This window comes from Crenalkalicoccus roseus (genome assembly GCF_004761865.1).
GTDB classification, from domain to species: Bacteria; Pseudomonadota; Alphaproteobacteria; order Acetobacterales; family Acetobacteraceae; genus Crenalkalicoccus; species Crenalkalicoccus roseus.
Map to the genome: position 1 here is coordinate 194,067 of NZ_SJDM01000003.1, position 23,570 is coordinate 217,636.

The following is a 23,570-nucleotide window of genomic DNA, read 5'->3' on the forward strand; positions in this document are numbered from 1 at the left end:
CGTTGACATGCTGGAGATGGAACGGCCGCGCCGCGCGGTCAACGCGGCGGGCGGTCACAGCGGATCCAGCCGCCGGCCGGTCTCGGCGTCGAAGACGTGCCATTCCTCCGGCGGCAGGGCGATCCGGATGCTGCCGGAGGTGCCCTGGGGAAAGCCGGCGAGCTTCGCCGTCAGCGCCTCGCCGCCCGGCAGGCGGCCGTGCAGCACCGTCTCCGAGCCGAGCGGCTCGGCGAGGTCGAGGGCAAGCTCGAGGCCCGCCATGCCGTCGCGCCGCACATGCTCGGGCCGGATGCCGATCAGGATCGGCCGGCCGGCGGGGCCGGGGCGCGGGCCATCGGCGAAGCGCAGCACCGGCCCGGCCTTCAGCGCCGCCGCCGCGCCGCCCTCCGCGAGCCTCGCCTCGAGCAGGTTCATCGCCGGGCTGCCGATGAAGCCGCCGACATAGGTGTCAGCGGGGCGCGACCACACCTCCATCGGGGTCGCCACCTGCGCGGCGTGGCCCTGGTGCATCACCACCAGCCGGTCGCCGAGGGTCATCGCCTCGGTCTGGTCGTGGGTGACGAAGAGGGAGGTGACGCCGAGGCGCTTCTGCAGCCGCCTTATCTCGGCGCGCATCTGCACCCGCAGCTTGGCGTCGAGGTTGGAGAGCGGCTCGTCGAACAGGAACAGCTTGGGCTCGCGCACGATGGCGCGCCCCATGGCGACGCGCTGGCGCTGCCCGCCGGAGAGCTGGCGCGGCCGGCGGTCGAGCAGGGAGGAGATGCCGAGCAGCTCCGCCGTCTCGCCGACGCGGCGGCGGATCTCCTCCTTCGGCAGGCGGCGGATCCTGAGCCCGTAGGCCATGTTCTCGAACACGCTCATGTGCGGATAGAGCGCGTAGTTCTGGAACACCATCGCCACGTCGCGGTCGGGCGGCTCGAGGGCGGTGACGTCGCGCCCGTCGATCAGCACGGCGCCCGAGGTCGGCGCCTCGAGCCCCGCCACGATGCGCAGCAGGGTGGACTTGCCGCAGCCCGAGGCGCCGACGATGACGATCATCTCCCCGTCCTCGACGGAGAGGTCTATGCCGTGCAGCACCTGCGTGGCACCGAAGGACTTGCGGACGTTCTCGATCCTGAGGCGGGCCATGGCGCCCTACTTCTCCGTATCCGTCAGCCCCTTGACGAACCAGCGCTGCATCAGCAGCACCACCGCGACCGGGGGCAGCAGCGCCAGCACGGCGGTGGCCATGACGATGTTCCAGTCGGTGTTCGACTCGGAGCCGATCATCTTGACGATGCCGATGACCACCGTCTCCACCTCGGTCGAGGTCGTCACCAGCAGCGGCCAGAGATACTGGTTCCAGCCGTAGACGAACAGGATGACGAACAGCGCCGCCATGTTGGTGCGCGACAGCGGCAGCACCACGTCCCAGAAGAAGCGCAGCGGTCCGGCCCCGTCGATCTTCGCCGCCTCCACGAACTCGTCCGGGATGGTGAGGAAGAACTGGCGGAACAGCAGCGTGGCGGTGGCGGAGGCGACGAGGGGCACGATCAGCCCCGCGTAGGTGTCCACCATGCCGAGGTCGGAGACCACCTTGAAGGTGGGGAAGATGCGCACCTCCACCGGCAGCATCAGGGTGATGAAGATCGCCCAGAAGGCCGCCATGCGGAAGGGGAAGCGGAAGAACACCACGGCATAGGCGGAGAGCAGGGAGATCGCGATCTTGCCGACGGCGATCAGCACCGCCATGACGAAGCTGTTCCACATCATCAGCGCCACCGGCACGCCGGTGGTGCGGGCCGCGCCCTCGGTCCAGGCGGCGGCGTAGTTCTCCACCGCGTGCGCGCCGGGCAGCAGCGGCACCTCGCCGCGGCCGATGGTGGCGGCGTCGTGGGTCGAGCCCATCAGCACGATCCAGAGCGGCAGGGCGAAGAGGATGACGCCCAGGATCAGGATGGCGTGGGTGATGGCGGTCGCGCGGCGCCGGCGGCGGGAGGCCGCGAGCGCCGTCGCCATGGGCGGGACGGCAAGCGCCCGGTCGAGCTCAGTAGTGGACACGGCGTTCTATGAACCGGAACTGGATGGCGGTCAGCGCGATCACCGCCAGCATCAGCACCACGGACTGGGCGGAGGAGGAGCCGAGGTCGAGGTTCACCCGCCCGTCTATGTAGGCGCGGTAGATCAGCGTCTCGGTCGCCTTGGCCGGGCCGCCGCGCGTCAGCGCGTCGATGATGCCGAAGGTGTCGAAGAAGGCATAGGTCAGGTTCACCACCAGCAGGAAGAAGGTGGTGGGGGAGAGCAGGGGGAAGACGATGGTCCAGAAGCGGCGCGCCGGGCGGGCGCCATCTATGGAGGCGGCTTCCAGCACGCTGCGCGGGATGCTCTGCAGCCCCGCCAGGAAGAAGATGAAATTGTAGGAGACCTGCTTCCAGGCCGAGGCGAGGATCACCACCAGCATCGCCTGCCCGCCGTTCAGCCGGTAGTCCCAGGCGACGCCGGCGGCGTTCAGCATCCGCCCGAACAGGCCGATCGTCGGGTGGAACATGAAGATCCACAGCACGGCGGCGAGGGCCGGCGCCACCGCGTAGGGCCAGATCAGCAGCGTGCGGTAGGCCTGGGCGCCGCGGATCTGCCTGTCCGCCAGCACCGCGAGCAGCAGCGCCACCCCCATGGACAGCGCGGTGACGGAGACCGAGAAGACCACCGTGTTCCAGATGGTGGCGATGTAGAGCGGGTCGGCAAACAGCTCGGCGAAATTCTCGAAGCCGACGAATTGCGTGCGGATGCCGAAGGCGTCCTGGCGCAGGAAGGAGAACCAGATCGCCTGGCCGGCCGGCCAGAAGAAGAAGACGAAGGTGACGGCGAGCTGCGGCGCGAGCAGCAGGAGCGGCAGCGCCTGCCCGCGGAAGATGACGCGTTTCATGTGCTATCCGCCTGCCGCGCGGCCAGCACTCCGCCCCCCCGTCCGGACCCCGGCGGGAACCCGGCAACCCTGCGCGGCAGGCGGAAGGGAGGGCGGGAGCCGCCCTCCCTGGCCCCCTCGCTCACGCGCGGTTCGCGCGCTCGAAGTTGCGCAGCACCACGTTCCCCCGGCGGTTGGCGTTCTCCAGCGCCTGGGCGGCGTTCTGCTGGCCCTGGAAGCACCGCTCCAGCTCCTCCTGGATGATGTTGCGGATCTCCACCATGCCGCCGAGGCGGAAGCCCATGGAGTTGGGCGTCGGCTCGGCGCGGGAGAGCTGCAGGATCGCCGCGTCCGCGCCCGGGTTCTGCTCGTAGTAGCCCTCGGCCTTCGCCTGCTCGTAGGCGGCCTGCGTGATCGGCACGTAGCCCGTCGCCTTGTGCCACCAGAGGTCCTGCTCCGGCTGGCTGATGAAGCGGAAGAACTCGGCCACGCCCCGGTACTCGGCCGGCGTGCGGTTGCGCGCGGTCAGCGTCCACAGGCTGGCGCCGCCGATCACGCCGTTCTTCGGGCTCTGGATCACGTCGTCATGATAGGGCAGGGGGACGCTCGCCCACTTGAACCGCGCCTCCCGCTCCACCCGCGAGCGCAGGGCGGAGGACATGAAGCTGATCGCCACCTCGCCGTTCGGGAACAGCGGGTCGGCGGCGTTGTCGCGCCCGCCATAGCGGAACAGCCCGTCCCGTTGCAGCCCGAGCAGGAACTCCGTGTGCTTGCGGAAGAAGTCGCCGGTCAGGCGCAGCTCGGCGTTCATGCCCTCGAAGCCGTTGGCCTGGGTGGCGAAGGGCGCATCGTGGATCGCCGCCATCTGCTCGAACATCACCCAGGTCGGCCAGGAGGTGGTCATCGCCACCGGGGTGGCGTTCGCCGCCTTCAGCTTCTCGGCGGCCTCGCGGATCTGCCGCCAGGTCTTCGGCAGATCGGTGGTGGAGAGCCCCGCCTTCTCGAAGGCGTCGAGGTTGATCCACATCACCGCCGAGGAGGAGTTGTGCGGCATGGAGACCAGCCGCCCCTGGGTGTCGCTGTAATAGCCGCGTACGCCCGGCAGGTAGCGCCGCGGGTCGAGCTCCACCCCTGCCTCGGACAGGAGCTGGTGCGCCGGGCGCACCGCGGGGCCGGCGGCCATCATGGTGGCGGTGCCGACCTCGAACACCTGCACGATGTGCGGCGGGTTGCCGGCGCGCCAGGCGGCGATGGCGCCGGTCATCACCTCCGTGTAGCTGCCCTTGAAGGTGGCGACGACGTTGACCGCGGACTGGCTCTCGTTGAAGCGGCGCACCTGCTCGGCCACCCGCTCGCCGAGCACGCCGGAAAGGCCGTACCAGAACTGGATCTCGGTGCGGCCCTGCGCCCGCGCCGGGACGAGCCCGGGCGCGGCGAGGCCGAGCGCGCCGGCGCCGGCCAGGAGGGTGCGACGCTGCATCATGCCGTGGTCTCCCTGCACTCGTTGTGCGCCGCGGCAGTACCCGCCGCGCATTGCCGTTCTGTGACGATCTGGCGACACATTGATGAAGCAGCGGCACGACGGCAAGCGCCGCCATGCGCCCCGCCGCCCACGGGCGTCTTCACGCCTGCGGGCGCGGCCGGGGATCAGCCCGGCGGGACCAGCCGCGCGTAGGAGTCGGGGTCGGTCGCGCCCTCGGTGCCGAACAGCAGCACCCGGCTCTCCGCGTCGAGGCCGAGCGCCGCGCGGGCGAAGGGTTCCTGCGCGGCGAGCAGCAGGCCGGCCAGCCCCGCCACCGCGCTCTCCCCGGCCACCACCGGCGGGGCGCGGCGGGCGAGCAGGCGCATGCAGGCCACCGCCGCATCGTCGGGCACGGCCATGAAGGCGAAGGCGGCGCGTTCCAGCTCCTGCCAAGCGAGCAGGCTCGGCTCGCCGCAGGCGAGGCCGGCCATCAGCGTGTCGAGCGCGCCGGTCACGGCGGTGGGCTGGCCCGCCTCGGCGCTGGCCAGCAGGCAGGCGGCCTTCTCCGGCTCCACCACCACGAGCCGGGGCGCCGCCGCGCCGTAGCATGCCCGCATCTGCACCGAGACGGCCGCGGCGACGCCACCGACGCCGCCCTGGACGAAGACGTGGGTGGGGGGCTTCTCCAGCGCCTCCGCCGCCTCCTCGGCCATCAGCCGGTAGCCCTGCATCACGTCGCGCGGCACCTCGGTATAGCCAGGGTAGGAGGTGTCGGAGACCACGAGCCACCCCTCAGCCTCCGCCGCCCGCTGCGCCGCGCGCACGGCGTCGTCATAGGTGCCGGGGACGACCCGGATCTCGGCGCCGTAGCGGGCGATGGCGTCGCGGCGGGCCTGGCTTACCCCCTCATGGACGAAGATGACGCAGCGGCAGCCGAAGCGCTCCGCCCCCCAGGCGACGCTGCGGCCGTGGTTGCCGTCCGTGGCGCAGGTGACGGTGATGGCGCGGGTGGCCTCGGCATGGGCGCCTGCGGCCAGCTCCTCCGGCGTCGCCGCCCTGGCCTGGTCGCGCCGGGCCAGCTCCGCCTGCAGCAGCCGCATCACCGCATAGGCGCCGCCGAGCGCCTTGAAGCTGCCGAGGCCGAACCGTGCGCCCTCGTCCTTCCAGTGCACGGCGCCGAGCCGGGCGCCGCGCGCCACCTCGGGCAGGGGGAGCAGCGGGGTAGGGGCATACCCTGGCCAGGCGGTGATCGCCTCCCTGGCGCGGCGGTAGCCGCCATCGGGCAGGATGACGGTGCCGGGGGTGCCGAAGCGGCGGTTGAGCAGGAGCTGGAAGGGGTGGCGGGGAATCATGGCAGGGGACCTTGGCCGCAGCGGGCGGCGGGGGCAATCCTTGCACGCCCCGCCCGCGCCCGGCACATCGGGGCGTGACGGACCCGGCGGAGGATGGCATGCGGATCACGATCCTGGGCGGCGGCGGCTTCCTCGGCCGCAAGCTGGCGCAGCGCCTGGCGCGGGACGGGGCGCTCGGGGGGGATCCGGTCGAGGCGCTGACCCTGTTCGACCTGGCACCGCCGGCGACGCCGGAGGGGGCGGCCTTTCCAGTGCGCTGCCTGTCGGGCGATGTCGCGGATCCGGCGGCGCTCGCCGCCGCGATTCCCGTCGGCACCACCCATGTGTTCCACCTCGCCGCCGTGGTCAGCGCCCAGGCGGAGGCGGATCTCGACCTTGGGCTGAGGGTGAACCTGCACGGCACGCTGGCGGTGATGCAGGCCTGCCGGGCGCTGGAGCGGCCGCCGCGGGTGGTGTTCACCTCCTCGGTCGCCAGCTTCAGCGGCGGGCAGGAGGCGGTGCTGCCGGATGACGCCCGCCAGCTTCCCGCCAACAGCTACGGCGCGCAGAAGGCGATGGGCGAGCTGCTGCTGCAGGACGCCTCCCGGCGGGGGATCCTGGACGTGGTGAGCATCCGCCTGCCGACCGTGGTGATCCGCCCCGGCCGCCCCAACAGGGCGGCCTCCAGCTTCGTCTCGGCGATCCTGCGCGAGCCGCTGCTCGGCCTGCCTACCGAACTCCCGGTGGGGGAGGATTTCGCGCTCTGGATCTGCTCGCCCCGGCGGGCGGTGGAGTGGTTCCTGCACGCCGCGACGATGGACACCGCCGCGCTCGGCCTTGACCGCGGCATCAACCCGCCCGGTCGCAGCGCCACGGTGGCGCTGATGCTGAACGCGCTGGAGGCGGTGGCCGGGCCCGCCGCGCGCGCCCTGGTGCGACCGGCGCCCGATCCGGCGGTGGCCGCCATCGTCAGCGGCTGGCCGGCGGCCTTCACCGCCGAACGGGCCCGCCGCCTGCTCGGTTTTTCCGAGCAGGAGTCGCTCGAGGAACTCATCGAGGCCTTCATCGCCGAGGACCTCGAGGAGACGCGGCGGGAAAGGGGGCTCTGACGCGCTTCTGGAGCCGTGGCTCCGGAGGTGGCCTTGAGCACTCTTTGTTCATGATACGGACAAGACCGTCCGGCCGCTCACGCGCCGCCGTCGCCGGCAGAGGGGGGCGGAATCGGACCGCCATCGCTTCATCCCCAAAGGCGTTTATCGCATAAGATATATTATGGAAAATATCCATTGTTGGGAAAGCTGTGGAAAGCTTGGCGCCGCCCGGGTCCAATGGCGTCGAACACCTGTTCCCGCTTCGTGCCCGGAGGCCGCCGGGGGCGCATTCCCCGGCTCGTCGCGCACCAGTGACGCGGATATCTCCGCGAAGCCGCGGGCACCTCACCCGGGCAGCAGCAGCAGCGCCGCCGCCTGCGCGGCGATCCCTTCGCCGCGGCCGGTGAAGCCGAGCGTCTCCGTGGTGGTGGCCTTCACCCCGATCCGCCCGGCCTCCACCCCGAGAAGCTCGGCCAGCCGCGCCTGCATCGCCTCCCGGTACGGGCCGATGCGCGGCCGCTCGCAGAGCAGCGTGACATCGGCGTTGAGCAGCCTGCCGCCGCGCGCGGCGATGCGGCCGGCGGCGTGGCGCAGGAACAGGGCGCTGTCGGCGTCCTTCCAGCGCGCCTCGCTGGGCGGGAAGTGCCGGCCGATATCCCCCTCGGCGAGCGCCCCGTAGATGGCGTCGCACAGGGCGTGGATGCCGACATCCGCGTCCGAATGCCCCTCCAGCCCGAATTCGCAGGGAATGGTCACGCCGCAGAGCACCAGCGGCCTTCCCGGCATGGTGCGGTGGACGTCGAAGCCGGTGCCCACGCGGGGCAGCATGTGCGCCATCAGCAGGGCCTCCACCCGATCCAGATCCTCCGGGAAGGTGAGCTTGACGTTGGTCTCCGAGCCCTCGACCAGGATCACGGCCTGCCCGGCGGCCTCCAGGAGCTGCGCGTCGTCCGTGGCCTCCCCGGCCGCGGCGCGGTGCGCGGCAAGCAGCGCGGGGAAGCGGAAGGCCTGCGGGGTCTGGGCGCGGAACAGTCCGTCGCGGGACAGGGTGGCGGTCACCCGCCCCGCCTCGCCGCGCTTGAGCGTGTCGGCCACCGGCTGGGCAGGAATCGCTCCCTCCGCCCGGTCCAGCGCGGCGAGCAGGCGGCCCACCGTGCCGGCGGGCACCACGGGGCGGGCGGCATCGTGCACCAGCACCACCTCCGGGGCGCGCGCATGCCGGGCAAGTGCCTCCAGCCCCGCGCGCACACTCGCTTGGCGGGTGGCGCCGCCCACCACCGGCGGCAGAGCCGGAAGCCCCGCCAGCAGGGACGCGACCCGCGCCTCCTCGCCCGCGGCGCAGACCGGCAGGACGGCTTCCACCAGCCCTTCGGCCAGCAGCGCCTCGGCGGCATGGCGCAGCACCGGTCGGCCGAGCAGCGGCAGGTACTGTTTCGGCACCTCCGATCCGAACCGGCTGCCCCTGCCCGCGGCAGTCAGCAGCGCGACGACGTGAAGCGGCATGGTCGCGACCCTGGCATCCGTTCCTTGGGGCAGGATCGGGCCCTCCCCCTACCCGGCCCTGGCCGGGGTGGCGCCGGTCTAGGGCAAATCCCAGGCCTCCGGAACGGCCATGATCTCGGGGATGGGGTGCGATATTTCTGTGCAGAGCATTGTCGGTGTGGTCAGGTCCGCCTAATGTGCCCAAATCATGAGCACTAACCCAGGCCCCGTTCAGGCCGCGCCCCGGAGCTTGCCTCCCCTGATGGTCGGCGCGGTGCGGATCGAGACGCCCGTCTATCTGGCTCCGATGTCGGGCGTGAGCGACCTGCCGTTCCGCCGCCTCGCCCGCCAGCAGGGCGCCGGCATGGTGGTCAGCGAGATGATCGCCTCCCAGGCCATGGTCCGGGAGAACCGCCAGACGCTCAAGATGGCGGAGGTGGACGGCTTCGGCGCCCCCTCCGCCGTGCAGCTTGCCGGCTGCGACCCCGCCGTCATGGCCGAGGCGGCGCGGCTGGTGGTGGATCGCGGCGCGGCGATCGTGGACATCAATTTCGGCTGTCCGGTCAAAAAGGTGGCGCTGGGCCAGCAGGCCGGCAGCGCGCTCATGCGGGACGAGGTGGCCGCGGCGCGGATCCTGGAGGCGACCGTCAGAGCCGTTCCGGTTCCGGTGACGCTGAAGATGCGCATGGGCTGGGACCACCAGAGCCTGAACGCACCGCGGCTCGCGCGCATCGCCGAGGAGGCGGGAATCCGCCTGGTGACGGTGCATGGCCGGACCCGCCAGCAATTCTACAGCGGAACCGCCGACTGGGATTTCGTGCGGAAGGTGAAGGAGGCGGTCTCCATCCCGGTGCTCGTGAACGGCGACATCGTCACCGTGCAGGACGCGGCGGAGGCGCTGCGCCGCTCCGGCGCCGATGGCGTGATGATCGGCCGCGGCTGCTACGGAAGACCTTGGTTTCCCAGGCTGGTGGCGGAGTTCCTGCGCAGCGGGGAAGAACCGGCGGAGCCGGGCCTGGCGGAGCAATTCGCCATCCTTCTCGCGCATTACCGGGACATGCTCCTGCACCATGGAAGCCAGACCGGCGTGCGCTTGGCGCGCAAGCACATTTCCTGGTATTCCAAGGGCCTGCCGGGATCCGCTGAATTCCGATCCAAGGTGAACCAGCTCGACGATCCCGAGGCGGTGGAGGCGCTGATCAGGGGCTTCTACCGGTCGCTCCTCGACAGGGGGATCGAAAGGGCTCCGGCCGGGCTCCGGGACCCAGACGCCGAGGAGCGGGAGCGGATCGCGGCATGAGCGGCCTCGCGGCCAAGGTCCACGCCGGGAAGGCCCCCCCCTCCCCCCGCCCCTCGCCCGAGGCGATCCTCGGCGCGCTGCCCTTGCCCACCGTGGTGCTGGATGCGGAGGACCGCTTCCTGTACGCCAACCCTCCCGCGGAGCTGTTCTTCCAGCTCTCGGCCCAGTCCCTGGCGCTGCTTCGCCTCTCCGACCTTCTGCCGAGGGATTCCAGGCTGTTCGCCCTGATCGCTCAGGTGCGATCCCAGGAGACACCGGTCTCGGACCATGATCTGGCGCTGGAAAGCCCGCGTCTCCACCGGCGAGGGGTTGCCGCCCACGGGGCGCCGCTGCCGGAGACGCCGGGCGGGGTCGTACTGACATTGCAGGACAGCTCCGCCGCGCAGATGCTTGACAGGCAACTGCACTTTCTCGGGGCCGCGCGCGGCGCCTCGGCCATGGCGGCGATCCTGGCGCATGAGGTGAAGAACCCCCTCTCCGGCATCCGGGGCGCGGCGCAGCTTCTGGAAGCCAACGCCCCCGCGGCGGATCGGGAGCTCTGTCAGCTCATCCAGGACGAGGCGGACCGGATCCGCGGGCTGGTGGACCGGATGGACATGTTCTCGGACCGGCCCGTGGCGCTCTCCCCCGTGAACATCCATCAGGTCCTGGACCATGTGCGCCGCGTGGCGCAGACCGGCTTCGCCTCCCACCTCCGGATCGTCGAGGCCTACGACCCGTCCCTGCCTCCGGTCTGGGGCAACCGGGACGTGCTGATCCAGATCCTCCTGAACCTTGTCAAGAACGCCGCGGAAGCAGTTGATCCCACGGAAGGAGAGATCGTGCTCGCCACCGCCTTCCACCACGGGGTGCGGATCGCCGTTCCGGGCAGCCGGGAGCGGATCCAGTTGCCGCTGCAGGTGATGGTGCGGGACAACGGCCCGGGCATCCCGGAAGCCGTGCGTGCCAGCCTGTTCGAGCCCTTCGTCACCACCAAGCGGGGCGGCCAGGGTCTCGGCCTTGCCCTGGTGGCGAAGCTGGTGGCCGATCTCGGCGGGCTGGTGGAGTGCGACAGCCGCCCGGGCCGCACGACCTTCCGGCTCTCCCTGGCCATGCCGCCCGCCGAGGGCGCGGCGGAGCGGACGCCATGACCGGCGCCGGCCGCACCATCCTGGTCGCCGATGACGACCGGGCCATCCGCACCGTCCTCACCCAGGCCCTCGGCCGCTCCGGCTATCACGTCCGCGCCACCTCCTCCGCGAGCACGCTCTGGCGGTGGGTCGAGGACGGGGAAGGCGACCTCGTCATCACCGACGTGGTCATGCCGGACGAGAACGGGCTCGATCTCGTGCCGCGCATCCGGCGCATCCGCCCCGAGCTGCGGGTGGTGGTGATGAGCGCGCAATCCACCTTCATGACGGCGGTCAAGGCGGCGCAGCGCGGGGCCTTCGAATACCTCCCCAAGCCCTTCGACCTGAAGGAGCTGCTGGCGGTGGTGGAGCGCGCCCTCGCCGCCCCGCAGGCCGAGGCGGCGGAGAAGGGCGAGGAGGAGGGCGAGAAGCTCCCCCTGGTCGGCCGCAGCCCGGCGATGCAGGACATCTACCGCACCGTCGCGCGCCTCACGACCACCGACCTCACGGTCATGATCACAGGCGAGTCGGGCACCGGCAAGGAGCTGGTCGCCAGGGCCCTGCATGATTACGGTCGCCGGCGCGGCGGCCCCTTCGTCGCCATCAACATGGCGGCCATCCCGCGGGAGCTGATCGAGAGCGAGCTGTTCGGCCACGAGCGCGGCGCCTTCACCGGTGCCCTGACCCGGGGCGTGGGGCGGTTCGAGCAGGCCGCGGGGGGCACCCTGTTCCTGGACGAGATCGGCGATATGCCCCCCGAGGCCCAGACCAGGCTGCTGCGGGTGCTGCAGGAAGGCGAGTTCACCGCCGTGGGAGGGCGGCAGCCGATCAAGGCCAATGTCCGCATCATCGCCGCCACGCACCGCGACCTGCGTCAATCCATCCGGCAGGGCCTGTTCCGCGAGGACCTGTTCTACCGCCTGAACGTGGTGCCGATCCGCCTGCCCCCGCTGCGCGAGAGGACCGAGGACATCCCCCTGCTGGCGCGACATTTCCTGGACCGTGCCCGCGCCTCCGGCCTTCCCGCCAAGCAGCTCAGCCAGGAGGCGGTCGAGCGGCTGAAGCGCCATGGCTGGCCCGGCAACGCCCGGGAGCTCGAAAACCTGATGCGCCGCCTGGCCGCGCTGTGCCCGCAGGAGACGATCGGGGCCGACGCCATCGAGGCGGAGCTCGCCGAGGCGGCCCCTCTGGCCGGCTCCGGCGCGCCGGAGCCGGAGACGCTGGAGCAGGCGGTGGAGCGCCATCTCAGGGCCTTCGTCGCGGCGCATCGGGAGGGGCTGCCAGTGCGCGACCTGTACGACCGCGTGCTGGCCGAGGTGGAGAGGCCCTTGCTGCGCCTCGTGCTCTCCGCGACCCGCGGCAACCAGATCAAGGCGGCGGCGATGCTCGGTCTCAACCGCAACACCCTGCGCAAGAAGCTCCGCGAGCTGGATCTGCCCGTGGTGCGCGGAATCGGCTGACGTGACCCGGCTCGACCCTGCCCCGGGACAGGATGCGGGCGGCCGCCGGGCGCCGGAGCGGCCCCGCCGGGACGGGCGCGGCATGCCGCGGCGCATCGCCGACGTGCTGCTCGGCCGCGCGATGACGCTCGGCCTCGCGGTCGGGGCGCTGCTGCTCGGCATCGCCACCTTCTCCGTGCTGTCCGACGGCAGCCCCTTCGGGCCGACCCGGCCGGGCATCGTGGTCGCCCTGGTGCTGGTGAACCTGGCGGTGCTGGTGCTGCTCGGCGCCTCGCTCGCCGGCCGGCTGGTGCGCGTCTGGATGGAGCGCCGCAGGGGATCGGCGGGCTCCCGCCTGCATGTGCGGCTCGTCCTGCTGTTCGGCGTGGTCGCCGTGCTGCCCTCGATCGTGGTGGCGGGGTTCGCCGCGGTGTTCTTCAACCTCGGCATCCAGGCCTGGTTCAGCGACCGGGTGCGGACGGCGCTCGAGGCCTCGCTCGCCGCCTCGCGCGCCTATCTCGACGAGCATCGCGGCAACATCCGGGCCGACGCGCTGGCCATGGCCAACGACCTGAACCGCGCCTCCGTCCTGCTGCCCGACAACGGCCTCGCCTTCGCCCGCGTGCTGGCGACCCAGACCGCCCTGCGCGGCCTGACCGAGGCGCTTGTCTTCGAGCCGACGCTCGGGCGGGTGATCGCCCATGCCGGCTTCGCCACCGGCTTCGTGCTCGACCCGCCGCCCGACTGGGCGGTGGAGGTGGCGCGGTCCGGGGATGTCGCCGTGCTGCCCGGCGAGGGCGGCGGCAAGGTGCGCGCCGTGGTCAGCCTCGACCTCACCTCGGGCCTGATGCTGCTCATCGGCCGGCCCGTGGACCCGCAGGTGATCGAGCACATGGAGCGCACCGAGGCCGCGGTGAGCGCCTATCAGCAGCTCGACCGCAACCGCTCCGGGCTGCAGGTCACCTTCGTGATGATCTTCGCCATCGCCGCGCTGCTGGTGCTGCTGGCGGCGGTGCTGATCGGGCTCGTCATCGCCAACCAGCTCGCCCGCCCCATCGGGCGCCTGATCGTGGCGGCGGAGCGGGTACGGGCGGGCGATCTCTCCACCCGCGTGGAGGAGGGCGCAGCGGATGAGGAGATGTCGAGCCTCGCCCGCGCCTTCAACCGCATGACCAACCAGCTCGCGGCGCAGCGGGCGGAGCTGATGCAGGCCTACCGACAGATCGACGACCGCCGCCGCTTCACCGAGGCGGTCCTCGCCGGCGTGTCCGCCGGCGTCGTCGGCCTCGAGGCGGATGGCAGGATCAACCTGCCGAACCGCCGCGCCAGCGAGCTGCTGGGCCTCGACCTCGACGCCGCCATCGGCCTGCCCCTGCCCTCGGTGCTGCCCGAATTCGCGCCCCTGCTGCGCGCGGTGCAGCAGGGAGGCGCGGCGACGCCCGAGCGTGACCGCACCGCGGAGATCCGCATCGGCCCTCCGGCCAGCCGGCGCACCCTGCTCGCCCATATCGGGGTCGAGCTGCAGGGGCATGGCGAGGCGCGGGAGGTCGCAGGGTACGTCCTGACCTTCGACGACATCACGGAGCTGCTGGCGGCGCAGCGCAAGGCGGCCTGGGCCGACGTGGCGCGCCGCATCGCGCACGAAATAAAGAACCCCCTGACGCCGATCCAGCTGTCCGCGGAGCGCCTGAAGCGCCGTTACCTGAAGGAGATAACGACGGATCCGGAAACCTTCAAAGCCTGCACCGACACCATCGTGCGGCAGGTGGGCGACATCGGCCGCATGGTGGACGAGTTCTCCGCCTTCGCGCGCATGCCGCAGCCGGCGATACGGCCGGAGGACATCTCCCAGGTGGTGCGCGACGCGCTCGTGCTGCAGCGCAACGCGCATCCGGAGATCGCCTATGAGAGCGTCCTGCCCGGTGCCGCGGTGGTGGTGCCCTGCGACCGCCGCCTGATCGGGCAGGCCCTGACCAACCTGCTGCAGAACGCGGCGGACGCCATCGCCATGCGCGCCCAGGCGCGGGCAGAGGCGGCCGGGCACCCGGACAGGTCGGGAGGCGACGTGGCCGGACACATCACGGTGCGCGTCGAGGCCGGGGAGGACCGGGTCGCCATCGCCGTCGAGGACGACGGGATCGGCCTGCCGCAGGGCGAGGAGCGCGATCGGCTGACCGAGCCCTACGTCACCAACAAGCCGAAGGGCACCGGCCTTGGTCTTGCCATCGTCAAGAAGATCATGGAGGACCATGGGGGAGGTCTGGCTCTTGAGGACAGGTGCGGCGGTGAAGACGGTGGGGGGGCCCGCGCTGTGCTGGTTCTGCCCTGGCGCCCGGCGGTGCCGAGCCTCGCGCCCGAGGGCGGCGAGGCCCGGCCCGAGCCGGAGATGGCGCCCCGGCGGGACGCCCAGGGCAGCGGCATGAGGCACGCGCATGGCTCATGAGATCCTGATCGTTGACGACGAGCCCGACATCCGCGCCCTCATCGAGGGGATCCTGACGGATGAGGGCTACGAGACGCGCCAAGCGCACAACAGCGACACCGCGCTCGCGGCGTTCCGCCAGCGCCGGCCGTCCCTGGTGATCCTGGACATCTGGCTGCAGAACTCGCGGCTCGACGGCCTCGCCATCCTGGAGGCGATGCACCGGGAGGAGCCCCAGGTGCCCTGCGTCATGATCTCGGGCCACGGCACGATCGAGACCGCCGTGCGCGCGATCCAGCAGGGCGCCTACGACTTCATCGAGAAGCCCTTCAACGCGGACCGCCTGCTGCTGGTGGTCTCCCGCGCCCTGGAGGCGGCCAGGCTGAGGCGGGAGAACAGCGAGCTGCGCCTGCGCGCCGGCCCGGAGACGGAGCTGATCGGCGTGTCCCAGGCTCTCGGCCAGCTCCGCGCGGCCATCGAGAAGGTGGCGCCCACCGGCTCAAGGGTCCTCATCACCGGCCCGGCCGGCTCGGGCAAGGAGGTGGCGGCGCGCATGATCCACGCGCGGTCGCGGCGCGCCGACGGCCCGTTCATCGCCCTGAACTGCGCCACCATGAACCCGGCCCGCTTCGAGCAGGAGCTGTTCGGCGTCGAGCCGGGGCCCGACCCCCTGTCGCAGCCGAGGCGCGCCGGCGTCCTGGAGCGGGCGCATGGCGGGACCCTGCTGCTCGACGAGGTCGCGGACATGCCGCTCGAGACCCAGGGCAAGATCGTCCGCGCGCTGCAGGAGCAGGGGTTCGAGCGCGTCGGCGGCGCCACGCGGGTGAAGGTGGATGTCCGCGTCATCGCCACGACGAACCGCGACCTCCAGGCCGAGATCGCGGCCGGCCGCTTCCGCGAGGACCTGTTCTACCGCCTGGCCGTGGTGCCGCTGAAGATCCCGCCCCTGCGCGAGCGCCGCGACGACGTGCCGGCGCTGGCGCGGCACTTCATGGCCCGCTCCGGCGAGACCTCGGGCATCCCGCCGCGGGAGCTGGCGGAGGACGCGCTGGCTGCGCTGCAGGCCTATGACTGGCCGGGCAATGTCCGCCAGCTCCGCAACCTGATCGACTGGCTGCTGATCATGGCGCCCGGGGATGCGCGCGACCCCATCCGCGCGGACATGCTGCCGCCCGAGATCGGGGCCGCGGCCCCGGCCATGCTGAAGCTCGACCGTTCGAGCGAGATCATGACCCTGCCGCTGCGCGAGGCGCGCGAGCTCTTCGAGAAGCAGTATCTCGAGGCCCAGCTCCTGCGCTTCGGCGGCAACATCAGCCGTACGGCGAATTTCGTCGGGATGGAGCGCAGCGCGCTGCACCGGAAGCTGAAATTCCTCGGCGTGCAGGCCGAGGACCGCGCGCCTGCCGCGGCGGGGGGCGGCAGCGGCTAGAGCCGATCCCGCTCAGGCGGAACCGCCCGACCGGGGGCGGCCCGTCCCCTCGCCCGCCCCCCGCTCCACGGTCCCGAGCGCCTCGGCCAGGCGCCTGTCCGCGCTGCCCGGCCGCGCCGGCCGCGACTGGCTCTCATGCGGCGCCCAGCCGGTCATCACCAGGAGGGGGAGCGGCATCGCAAGCCCCTCCTCCCCCGCTCCCTCCAGGTGCCCGAGCGCCATCGGCAGCAGCGCCCGCGGGGGGATGCGCGGGTCGCGCGCCAGCACCGCGTTGCCCTCCCCCGCCGCCTGCAGGTCGCGCAGCAGCGCCATCGGCGTGCGGTAGCGGAGCGGCAGCACCTCCCGGTCCGCCACCGGCAGGGCGAAGCCTGCCCGCTGCAGCAGCCCGGCAAGGTCGGCGAGTTCGGGGAAGGGCGAGATCCGCGGCGAAACGCCGCCGCGCAGCGTGCTTTCCGCCGCCGCCAGCGCCTCGCGCAGCGGCTGCAGCGCGCCGAAGCCGGGCAGCGAGGCCAGGAACAGCCCATCCGGCCGCAGGCAGCGGCGGATCTGCACCAGCGCGCCGGGCAGGTCGTTCACCCAGTGCAGGGAGAGGCTCGCCACCACCAGGTCGAAGCTCTCCGGGGCGAAGGGCAGCCACTCCTCGTCGCCGGCGACGGCAAGCCCCCCCGCCCGCGCCGCCATGCGCGGCGAGAGATCCATGGACACGACGAGGGGGATGCCGCGGGCGCGCAGCAGCGGCGCCACCGCGCCCCGCCCGCCGATGTCGAGGGCGCGGGAGAAGCGGCGGGTGGTGTCGTCGAGCCGGTCGAGCAGCAGCGCGGCGGCGGCGTCGAGCACCGGGGCCACGCGCCCCACGGTGGCGGCGGCGCGGTCGCGCCGCAGCCGCAGCAGGCGGCGGTCGAAGATCCGCATCGGGTCGGTCCGGGGCATGGGGCGCATGTGGGGAGGCGGACCTTCCGCCGCAGCGGGGGGCAACGCCACCCCGCTTCAGCCCGGCAGGCCGCCGCGCAGCGCTGCCGCGATGCCGGTGGCGAAGGCGCGGGCATCCCCCGGCGGGGGATTGTGGCGCGGCATGGTGACCCAGAGGCGCAGCAGGGCGCCGCGCACCATGCCAGCGCAGACCAGCCCCTCCACCGCCTCGCGCCCGTAACGCCCCTCGGTCTCGGCGCAGCGCAGCGCCGGCGCGCCGGCGACGGGCAGGAGGAAGGGCTGCCCCTCGCGCACGCTGCGCGCGGGGCCGGGCCGCGTCGCGACCTCCAGCATCTGCGCGAAGGCGGCACCGACGAGCGGCGACTCCGGGCTTTCGCCGGCCGCCCCGTCCGACACGGCGGTCAGCTCGACCACCGCGCCGGCGCCGGGCGGGCCCGGCGTGGCGTAGGCGACCTCCGTGCCCTGCCCGGCACCGGCCGGCAGGGTCTGGCCGCGGCGAAAGCCGGCGACCTCCGCCGGAAGCTGTGCCGCGAGCGCCGCCGGGGGCTCCGGGGCCGCCACCCGGGGCGGAGCCTCGCCGACCGTCGCGCAGCCGGCCAGCAGCGCCGGCCCGAGCGCGCACCACATCCCGCGCCACCCGCGCATCCTCACCGTCCCGTCGGAAGAGCCGCCATCGGGTTTGGGGTTAGGGCCGTTCACGCCTCGCGGGCAAGGGCCCTTTCGGCCGCGATCTGCGGCGGTGCCTCCTGGGGCATGGCGGGGGGTGGCGCCTCGGCCCGCTCCGGCGCCGCCGCCCGGGCCTCCGGCGCCTCGTGGCGCGGCGCCGTCAGGCCGAGCAGGGCGCGCACGGTGAAGGTGGCGACCGCGGCCAGCACGATCACCTGCCCGATCGTCGCCAGCGCCCAGAGCCAGGGCGGGAAGATGGAGGGCTGGACCAGATAGCCGAGCGGCAGCATCAGGTAGGCGTAGGCGCCGGGCACCTCCTGCGCGACCTGGTCGGTGCCGGCCCAGATCATCTCCACCGCGACGTAGAGGATGACCAGCAGGCCGATCCAGGCGATCCAGCGGTGCTTGTTCAGCAGCCGCGCGATCAGCGTCGCGGCGACGCCCATCAGCACCACGGAGATGGCGAGGCCGACCACCAGCACCCAGAGATGGTCCTTCGCCGCGCCGGCCACGGCGAGCACGTTGTCGAGGCTCATGGAGACGTCGGCGACCAGGATCTGGGTGACCGCCTGCGCCATGGTCTTGCGCGGCGCCCCGCCGACCGGCACCCCCTCCCCGTGCGCCTCCGCCACCAGGTCGGGGTCGCCATGGCCGCCCTCGCGCAGCTCGCGAAACATCTTCCAGCACACCCACAGCAGCAGGATGCCGCCTGCGAGGGTGAGGCCCACGATTGCCAGGAGCTGGGTGGTGATGGCGGCGAAGCCGATGCGCATCACCGCCGCCGCGGCGATCCCCCAGAAGATCGCCTTGCGCCGCTGGTCCGGCGGCAGGCCGGCCGCTGCCATGCCCACGACGATGGCGTTGTCGCCGGCGAGGACGATGTCGATGAACAGGACCTGCGCGAGCGGGATGAGCCAGTCCATGGAAGCGCGTTTCCTCCAGCGGGGCGCGGCGGCCACTTAGATGTTAGACCCCCCTCGGGCAATCCTGGCGAGTCCCGTCGCGCGCAGCCTTGCCAGGCCGCCTTACCAAAGCGAAACCCTCGACTCTCGGGGGCGGCGGGCGAGGGTGCCCGGATGCCGCCCGGCTGGCATGAGGTCCGCATGGTTCCCCGCTACACCCGCCCGCAGATGGCCGCGATCTGGTCGCCCGAGGAGCGCTACCGGATCTGGTTCGAGATCGAGGCCCTGGCCGCCGAGGCGATGGCGGGAATCGGCGCCATTCCCGCCGAGGCGGCGCGGACCATCCGCGAGCGCGGCGCGCCGCGCGTCGCTGCCATCTCGGCCGAGGACATTGCGCGCATCGACGAGATCGAGCGGGTGACGCGCCACGACGTCATCGCCTTCCTCACCTGGCTCGGCGAGGGGATCGGGCCGGAGGCGCGGTTCCTGCACCTCGGCCTCACCTCCTCCGACGTTCTCGACACCTGCCTCGCGGTGCAGATGACGCGCGCGGCCGACCTGCTGCTCGCGGATCTGGACGCGCTGCTCGCGGTGCTGCGGGCACGGGCGATGGAGCACAAATACACCCCGACCATCGGCCGCAGCCACGGCATCCATGCCGAGCCCACCACCTTCGGGCTGAAGCTCGCCGGACATTACGCCGAATTCATGCGCGGCCGCGAGCGGGTCGCCGCGGCGCGGCGGGAGGTCGCGACCTGCGCCATCAGCGGCCCGGTCGGCACCTTCGCCTCAGTGGATCCCCGCGTCGAGGCCTTCGTCGCGGAACGACTCGGCCTCGTCCCCGAGCCGGTCTCGACCCAGGTGATCCCGCGCGACCGCCACGCCGCCTTCTTCTGCGCCCTTGCCGTGGTGGCGAGCGGCATCGAGCGGCTGGCGACCGAGGTGCGGCACCTGCAGCGCTCGGAGGTGCGCGAGGCGGAGGAGTTCTTCCACGCCGGGCAGAAGGGCTCCTCGGCCATGCCGCACAAGCGCAACCCGGTGCTGAGCGAGAACCTGACCGGCCTCGCCCGCCTGGTGCGCGGCTATGCCGTGCCGGCGCTCGAGAATGTGGCGCTGTGGCACGAGCGCGACATCAGCCACTCCTCGGTGGAGCGGGTGATCGCCCCCGACGCCACCATCGCGCTCGACTTCGCCCTCGCCCGGCTGAGCGGAATGATGGAGCGGCTGACCGTCTATCCCCGGCGGATGCGGGCCAATCTGGAGGCGCTCGGCGGCGTGGTGCACAGCCAGAAGGTGCTGCTCGCCCTTGCCCAGGCCGGGCTGTCGCGGGAGGAGGCCTATGCCGCGGTCCAGGAGGCGGCGATGGCCACCTGGGAGGCGCTGGACAGCCCCGGCGGGCGCGGCTTCCGCGACCACCTCCTGGCCAACCCGAAGGTGGCGGCGCGGCTCGACCCCGCGGCGCTCGACGCCGCGATGGACCCGGAGCGCGACTTCCGCCACGTGGACACCATCTTCGCCCGCGTCTTCGGGACGTGATGGCCCCGCCCGGCCGCCGCCGCACCCACGCCCCCTTTTCGCCCCAGGCCACGCCCATATAGGGGCGGGAACAAGGCTCGCCGGCACCCTGGCCCGGCGAGGAGGAGGTCGGATCATGCGTGCATCTGGCACCGGCCTGCTGGGCACCGCCCTGTTGGCGGGCGCCGTCGGGCTCGCCGGGCTCGGCCTCGCGCCGGCAACCGCCGAGGCGCATGGCTATTGGGAGCATCGCGGGCGGCCGCACTGGCACCGGCCGCCGCCCCCGCCGCGCTATTACTGGCCGCCCCCGCCGCCCGTCTATTACGTGCCGCCGCCGCGCTACTACTACCGGCCGCCTCCGCCGCCGGTCTATTACGTGCCGCCCCCTCCCCCGCCGGTCTATTACGTGCCGCCGCCGGGTATCGGGTTCAGCCTGCACATCCGCTGAGGCGTCCCGGCCCCTCCGCGGCTTGCGGACGGGCGCCGCCCGCGCCATGGCTTGCGGCGTGTGCACCGTGATCCTCCTGCGCCGGCCGGACCACCCCTGGCCGGTGCTCATCGCCGCCAACCGCGACGAACGCCTGGACCGCGCCTGGGACCCGCCCGGCCCCTGGTGGCCGGACCGGCCCGGCGTGGTCGGTGGGCGCGACCGCACCGCGGGCGGCACCTGGGCGGCGGCGAACCAGGCGGGGGTGGTGGCCGCCGTGCTCAACCGGCCGGGCAGCCTCGGCCCCGAGGCCGGCAAGCGCTCCCGCGGCGAGCTGCCGCTGCTGGCCCTCGAGGCCGAGAGCGCCGCCGCGGCGGCGCGGCGGATCGCCGGCCTGCCGGCGGATGAGTGGCGCCCCTTCAACCTGGTGCTGGCCGACCGCCGCGGCGCCTATTTCCTGCGCGGCCTCGGCGCCGGCCGGCCGGAGGCGCTGCCCCTGCCGGCCGGGATCAGCATGGTGACAGCGCACGACCCGAACGACCTGACGAGCCCCCGCACCCGCCGCCACCTCCCCCGCTTCCGCGAGGCCGCGCCGCCGGAGCCGGAGCGCGGGGACTGGGCCGGCTGGGAGGCGCTGCTCGCCGATGACGGCTACGAGGCGAGTGTGGCGGAAACGCTGCGGGTGCCGCCCGTCGGTGGGTTCGGCACCGTCTCGGCCAGCCTGATCGCGCTCGGGGCGGAGGGGGCGGTGCTCTGGCGCTTCGCCGCCGGCCCGGCCGGCGCCGCCCCCTTCCGCCCGGTGGCGCTGGCGCCGGTCCCGGCCTGAGGCGGCCGCCCCGCCCCGGGGGCCGTGGCGGGGAGGCCCGCCGCTTGCTATACGCCCCGGGACGACAGGGCGCGCGCAATCGGGGCCGCGACAGGACCGCCCGGCCGGAACGCCTCCGGCCGCGCGCGGACGCGCCCTGACCTGGCCGGAATGGACCCGCCGGCCGCAGGAGGACTGCAAGACCATGGCGCGACGCCGTCAGCTCTACGAGGGCAAGGCCAAGATCCTGTTCGAGGGTCCGGAGCCCGGCACCCTGGTGCAGTACTTCAAGGACGATGCCACCGCCTTCAACGCCCAGAAGAAGGGCACCATCACCGGCAAGGGCGTGCTGAACAACCGCATCAGCGAGTACCTGATGACCCGGCTGATGGAGATCGGCATCCCGACGCACTTCATCCGCCGGCTGAACATGCGCGAGCAGCTCATCCGCGAGGTGGAGATCATTCCGCTCGAGGTCGTGGTGCGCAACATCGCCGCCGGCAGCCTCTCGGCGCGGCTCGGCATCCAGGAGGGAACGCGGCTGCCGCGCTCCATCGTCGAGTACTACTACAAGAACGACCAGCTCGGGGATCCGCTGGTCTGCGAGGAGCACATCACCTGCTTCGGCTGGGCCTCGACCCAGGACCTCGACGACATGGTGGCGCTGGCGCTCCGCGTGAACGACTTCCTGAGCGGCCTCTTCCTCGGCGTCGGCATCACGCTGGTGGACTTCAAGCTGGAGTTCGGCCGCCTCTACGACAACGAGGAGATGCGGATCGTGCTCGCCGACGAGATCAGCCCCGACAATTGCCGCCTGTGGGACGCCAAGACCGGCGAGAAGATGGACAAGGACCGCTTCCGCCGCGACCTCGGCAAGGTCGAGGAGGGCTACCAGGAGGTGGCCCGCCGGCTCGGCATCCTGCCCGAGGCCGGGGCGCGCGACCTCAAGGGGCCGGAGCTGATGCAGTAGGAGGGAGAGGCGCGATGATGCGCGGCACGCTGGACTTCGTCATCGTCCTCTGCGTCATCGTCGGCGCCTACGCGCTGCTGGCGCTGGTCGGGGTCTTCCCGCGCGCCACCGTGCCGCTGCTGCTGGCGATCGCCGGGGCATTCGGCGCCTATCTGTATGGTCGTTACGGGAATCGGGGCAGGCTGGGATGAAGGCGCGCGTGACGGTGATGCCCAAGGCAGGCGTTCTCGACCCCGAGGGCAAGGCGATCGGCCGCGCGCTGGCCGGCCTCGGCTTCCAGGGGGTGGACGAGGTGCGGGCGGGCAAGGTGTTCGAGCTCGACCTCGCCGAGACCGATCCGGCGAAGGCCCGCGCCGTGGCCGAGGAGATGGCACGGAAGCTGCTGGCCAACACGGTGATCGAGAGCTTCCGGGTCGAGGTCGGCTGAGTGTTCAAGCTCTCCCTCTTCGTCATGATCGGGCTGACGGTGGCCTTCGCCCTCGGCCTGCGCTGGCGGGAGGAACGGATGGCGGCGCTGCGGCCGGCGCAGCGCCTCCGCGCGGGGTGGCTGGCGCAGCGCCGGCACGCGCTGAACCGCTGGGTGACGGCGGCGGCACTGGCGGCGGTCGCCACGATGCTGTTCTTCGGCGGCATCAACTGGCTGCGGATCTGGATGGGATGAGGCGCCGCGCGGTCCGGCCGCGCGGCCGGCGGAAAGGGGGCGTGGCATGAAGGCCGCCATCATCGTCTTCCCCGGCACCAACCGGGAGCGCGACATGGCGCTCGCGCTGCACCGCGCCACCGGGCGCCGGCCGCTGATGCTGTGGCACGCGGAGGCGGCGCTGCCGCGGGGGCTCGACCTCGCGGTGCTGGCGGGCGGCTTCTCCTACGGCGACTACCTGCGGTGCGGGGCGATGGCCGCGCATTCGCCCATCATGCGCGCGGTGCGGGAATTCGCCGCGCGCGGCGGCCATGTGCTCGGCGTCTGCAACGGCTTCCAGATCCTGTGCGAGGCGGGGATGCTGCCGGGCGCGCTGCTGCGCAACGCCTCGCTGCGCTTCCTCTCGATGGACTGCCACATGCGGGTGGAGCGCAGCGACACCGCCTTCACCCGCCGCTTCCCGCCCGGCGCCGTGTTCCGCGCCACCATGGCGCATGGCGACGGCAACTACTTCGCCGATACGGCGACGCTCGACCGGCTGGAGGGCGAGGGGCTGGTCGCACTGCGCTACGTCACCCCCGCCGGAGAGGCGACGCCGGAGGCGAACCGCAACGGCGCGGCGCGCAACATCGCCGGCATCTATTCGGAGAACCTGCGCGTGATGGGGTTGATGCCGCACCCGGAGAACCAGGTGGACCCCGAGATAGACGGCACGGACGGGCTGCCCCTGTTCCAGAGCCTCGCCGACAGCCTCGTCGCCGCCTGA

22 protein-coding genes and 1 pseudogene are annotated in these 23,570 nt (G+C 72.7%); 14 read left to right on the plus strand and 9 right to left on the minus strand.

All coding sequences use genetic code 11. The features are described 5' to 3' along the window. Nucleotides 1–54: 54 nt before the first annotated feature. The 5 genes from ET526_RS04815 to ET526_RS04835 form a co-directional block, all read right to left on the minus strand. The gene (locus tag ET526_RS04815) at nt 55–1,128 is read right to left on the minus strand and encodes an ABC transporter ATP-binding protein (protein ID WP_135466534.1); all 1,074 of its coding nucleotides are present in this window, start codon (nt 1,126–1,128) and stop codon (nt 55–57) included. A gap of 6 nt (nt 1,129–1,134) precedes the next feature. Continuing rightward, a complete protein-coding gene (gene ugpE / locus ET526_RS04820) occupies nt 1,135–2,040 on the minus strand; it encodes a sn-glycerol-3-phosphate ABC transporter permease UgpE (protein WP_456305107.1) in 906 nt (301 codons plus the stop codon). Next, nucleotides 2,027–2,905, minus strand: a complete 879-nt coding sequence (ugpA, locus tag ET526_RS04825; protein ID WP_135466535.1) for a sn-glycerol-3-phosphate ABC transporter permease UgpA — start codon at nt 2,903–2,905, stop codon at nt 2,027–2,029. Before ugpA ends, ugpE begins: the two co-directional genes overlap by 14 nt. A gap of 121 nt (nt 2,906–3,026) precedes the next feature. Then, nucleotides 3,027–4,367: a sn-glycerol-3-phosphate ABC transporter substrate-binding protein UgpB gene (ugpB, locus tag ET526_RS04830; RefSeq protein ID WP_135466536.1), complete on the minus strand. Its 1,341-nt coding sequence runs from the start codon at nt 4,365–4,367 to the stop codon at nt 3,027–3,029. 164 nt (nt 4,368–4,531) lie between these two features. Then, nucleotides 4,532–5,698: a diaminopropionate ammonia-lyase gene (locus ET526_RS04835; RefSeq protein ID WP_135466537.1), complete on the minus strand. Its 1,167-nt coding sequence runs from the start codon at nt 5,696–5,698 to the stop codon at nt 4,532–4,534. Nucleotides 5,699–5,796: 98 nt separating this feature from the next. Here ET526_RS04835 and denD point away from each other — a divergent pair, with 98 nt between their 5' ends. After that, nucleotides 5,797–6,786 (plus strand): D-erythronate dehydrogenase, encoded by a 990-nt coding sequence (gene denD / locus ET526_RS04840; protein ID WP_135466538.1) that lies wholly within the window; start codon nt 5,797–5,799, stop codon nt 6,784–6,786. A 327-nt stretch (nt 6,787–7,113) separates the two neighbouring features. On the opposite strand, the gene ET526_RS04845 is transcribed toward denD, so the two are convergent. Further along, nucleotides 7,114–8,271: a bifunctional 2-C-methyl-D-erythritol 4-phosphate cytidylyltransferase/2-C-methyl-D-erythritol 2,4-cyclodiphosphate synthase gene (locus ET526_RS04845; protein WP_135466539.1), complete on the minus strand. Its 1,158-nt coding sequence runs from the start codon at nt 8,269–8,271 to the stop codon at nt 7,114–7,116. Nucleotides 8,272–8,512: 241 nt separating this feature from the next. Between ET526_RS04845 and dusB the strand changes: the two genes are divergently transcribed. The 5 genes from dusB to ntrX all read left to right on the plus strand — a co-directional run bounded on the left by dusB (nt 8,513) and on the right by ntrX (nt 15,949). Further along, nucleotides 8,513–9,550 (plus strand): tRNA dihydrouridine synthase DusB, encoded by a 1,038-nt coding sequence (gene dusB / locus ET526_RS04850; RefSeq protein ID WP_240048254.1) that lies wholly within the window; start codon nt 8,513–8,515, stop codon nt 9,548–9,550. Beyond that, nucleotides 9,547–10,680: a two-component system sensor histidine kinase NtrB gene (locus ET526_RS04855; RefSeq protein ID WP_135466541.1), complete on the plus strand. Its 1,134-nt coding sequence runs from the start codon at nt 9,547–9,549 to the stop codon at nt 10,678–10,680. Before dusB ends, ET526_RS04855 begins: the two co-directional genes overlap by 4 nt. Then, a complete protein-coding gene (gene ntrC, locus ET526_RS04860; RefSeq protein WP_135466542.1) occupies nt 10,677–12,119 on the plus strand; it encodes a nitrogen regulation protein NR(I) in 1,443 nt (480 codons plus the stop codon). The genes ET526_RS04855 and ntrC overlap by 4 nt, the downstream gene beginning before the upstream one ends. Before the next feature lie 82 nt (nt 12,120–12,201). Continuing rightward, nucleotides 12,202–14,541, plus strand: coding sequence for a sensor histidine kinase NtrY-like (locus ET526_RS04865; protein WP_135466543.1), 2,340 nt, complete (start codon nt 12,202–12,204; stop codon nt 14,539–14,541). After that, on the plus strand, nt 14,531–15,949 hold the full coding sequence (gene ntrX / locus ET526_RS04870) for a nitrogen assimilation response regulator NtrX (protein ID WP_135466544.1): 1,419 nt from the start codon (nt 14,531–14,533) through the stop codon (nt 15,947–15,949). The genes ET526_RS04865 and ntrX overlap by 11 nt, the downstream gene beginning before the upstream one ends. 12 nt (nt 15,950–15,961) lie before the next feature. Here the strand turns inward: ntrX and ET526_RS04875 are convergent, their stop codons facing one another. From ET526_RS04875 to ET526_RS04885, 3 genes and pseudogenes are all read right to left on the minus strand, one after another. Continuing rightward, nucleotides 15,962–16,879: a methyltransferase domain-containing protein gene (locus tag ET526_RS04875; RefSeq protein WP_135466600.1), complete on the minus strand. Its 918-nt coding sequence runs from the start codon at nt 16,877–16,879 to the stop codon at nt 15,962–15,964. A gap of 57 nt (nt 16,880–16,936) precedes the next feature. Beyond that, on the minus strand, nt 16,937–17,524 hold the full coding sequence (locus ET526_RS04880; RefSeq protein ID WP_135466545.1) for a hypothetical protein: 588 nt from the start codon (nt 17,522–17,524) through the stop codon (nt 16,937–16,939). Between the two features lie 329 nt (nt 17,525–17,853). Continuing rightward, nucleotides 17,854–18,468, minus strand: a pseudogene (locus tag ET526_RS04885) (TerC family protein); the annotation flags it as partial. A gap of 180 nt (nt 18,469–18,648) precedes the next feature. On the opposite strand from ET526_RS04885, the gene purB reads away from it, so the two are divergent. From purB to purQ, 8 genes are all read left to right on the plus strand, one after another. Beyond that, nucleotides 18,649–19,983, plus strand: a complete 1,335-nt coding sequence (purB, locus tag ET526_RS04890; RefSeq protein ID WP_135466546.1) for an adenylosuccinate lyase — start codon at nt 18,649–18,651, stop codon at nt 19,981–19,983. Between the two features lie 115 nt (nt 19,984–20,098). Beyond that, nucleotides 20,099–20,410 (plus strand): hypothetical protein, encoded by a 312-nt coding sequence (locus tag ET526_RS04895; RefSeq protein WP_135466547.1) that lies wholly within the window; start codon nt 20,099–20,101, stop codon nt 20,408–20,410. Between the two features lie 46 nt (nt 20,411–20,456). Further along, nucleotides 20,457–21,215, plus strand: coding sequence for an NRDE family protein (locus ET526_RS04900; protein ID WP_240048255.1), 759 nt, complete (start codon nt 20,457–20,459; stop codon nt 21,213–21,215). A gap of 184 nt (nt 21,216–21,399) precedes the next feature. Then, complete coding sequence (gene purC, locus ET526_RS04905; protein ID WP_135466548.1) at nt 21,400–22,164, plus strand: phosphoribosylaminoimidazolesuccinocarboxamide synthase; 765 nt, start codon at nt 21,400–21,402, stop codon at nt 22,162–22,164. A 14-nt stretch (nt 22,165–22,178) separates the two neighbouring features. Beyond that, nucleotides 22,179–22,355: a hypothetical protein gene (locus tag ET526_RS21215; protein WP_204623489.1), complete on the plus strand. Its 177-nt coding sequence runs from the start codon at nt 22,179–22,181 to the stop codon at nt 22,353–22,355. Beyond that, nucleotides 22,352–22,591: a phosphoribosylformylglycinamidine synthase subunit PurS gene (purS, locus tag ET526_RS04910; protein ID WP_135466549.1), complete on the plus strand. Its 240-nt coding sequence runs from the start codon at nt 22,352–22,354 to the stop codon at nt 22,589–22,591. Before ET526_RS21215 ends, purS begins: the two co-directional genes overlap by 4 nt. Further along, entirely contained in the window at nt 22,592–22,825 is a 234-nt protein-coding gene (locus ET526_RS04915; RefSeq protein WP_135466550.1) for a hypothetical protein, read from the plus strand. It begins immediately after the preceding gene. Between the two features lie 46 nt (nt 22,826–22,871). Beyond that, on the plus strand, nt 22,872–23,570 hold the full coding sequence (purQ, locus tag ET526_RS04920; RefSeq protein ID WP_135466551.1) for a phosphoribosylformylglycinamidine synthase subunit PurQ: 699 nt from the start codon (nt 22,872–22,874) through the stop codon (nt 23,568–23,570).

Coding starts and splice junctions, on each gene's coding strand:
- ET526_RS04815 (WP_135466534.1), bottom strand. CDS start 1,128: ATGGCCCGCCTCAGGATCGAGAACGTCCGCAAGTCCTTCGGTGCCACG.
- ugpA (WP_135466535.1), bottom strand. CDS start 2,905: ATGAAACGCGTCATCTTCCGCGGGCAGGCGCTGCCGCTCCTGCTGCTC.
- ugpB (WP_135466536.1), bottom strand. CDS start 4,367: ATGATGCAGCGTCGCACCCTCCTGGCCGGCGCCGGCGCGCTCGGCCTC.
- ET526_RS04835 (WP_135466537.1), bottom strand. CDS start 5,698: ATGATTCCCCGCCACCCCTTCCAGCTCCTGCTCAACCGCCGCTTCGGC.
- denD (WP_135466538.1), top strand. CDS start 5,797: ATGCGGATCACGATCCTGGGCGGCGGCGGCTTCCTCGGCCGCAAGCTG.
- ET526_RS04845 (WP_135466539.1), bottom strand. CDS start 8,271: ATGCCGCTTCACGTCGTCGCGCTGCTGACTGCCGCGGGCAGGGGCAGC.
- dusB (WP_240048254.1), top strand. CDS start 8,513: ATGGTCGGCGCGGTGCGGATCGAGACGCCCGTCTATCTGGCTCCGATG.
- ET526_RS04855 (WP_135466541.1), top strand. CDS start 9,547: ATGAGCGGCCTCGCGGCCAAGGTCCACGCCGGGAAGGCCCCCCCCTCC.
- ntrC (WP_135466542.1), top strand. CDS start 10,677: ATGACCGGCGCCGGCCGCACCATCCTGGTCGCCGATGACGACCGGGCC.
- ET526_RS04865 (WP_135466543.1), top strand. CDS start 12,202: ATGCCGCGGCGCATCGCCGACGTGCTGCTCGGCCGCGCGATGACGCTC.
- ntrX (WP_135466544.1), top strand. CDS start 14,531: ATGGCTCATGAGATCCTGATCGTTGACGACGAGCCCGACATCCGCGCC.
- ET526_RS04875 (WP_135466600.1), bottom strand. CDS start 16,879: ATGCCCCGGACCGACCCGATGCGGATCTTCGACCGCCGCCTGCTGCGG.
- ET526_RS04880 (WP_135466545.1), bottom strand. CDS start 17,524: ATGCGCGGGTGGCGCGGGATGTGGTGCGCGCTCGGGCCGGCGCTGCTG.
- purB (WP_135466546.1), top strand. CDS start 18,649: ATGGTTCCCCGCTACACCCGCCCGCAGATGGCCGCGATCTGGTCGCCC.
- ET526_RS04895 (WP_135466547.1), top strand. CDS start 20,099: ATGCGTGCATCTGGCACCGGCCTGCTGGGCACCGCCCTGTTGGCGGGC.
- ET526_RS04900 (WP_240048255.1), top strand. CDS start 20,457: ATGGCTTGCGGCGTGTGCACCGTGATCCTCCTGCGCCGGCCGGACCAC.
- purC (WP_135466548.1), top strand. CDS start 21,400: ATGGCGCGACGCCGTCAGCTCTACGAGGGCAAGGCCAAGATCCTGTTC.
- ET526_RS21215 (WP_204623489.1), top strand. CDS start 22,179: ATGATGCGCGGCACGCTGGACTTCGTCATCGTCCTCTGCGTCATCGTC.
- purS (WP_135466549.1), top strand. CDS start 22,352: ATGAAGGCGCGCGTGACGGTGATGCCCAAGGCAGGCGTTCTCGACCCC.
- purQ (WP_135466551.1), top strand. CDS start 22,872: ATGAAGGCCGCCATCATCGTCTTCCCCGGCACCAACCGGGAGCGCGAC.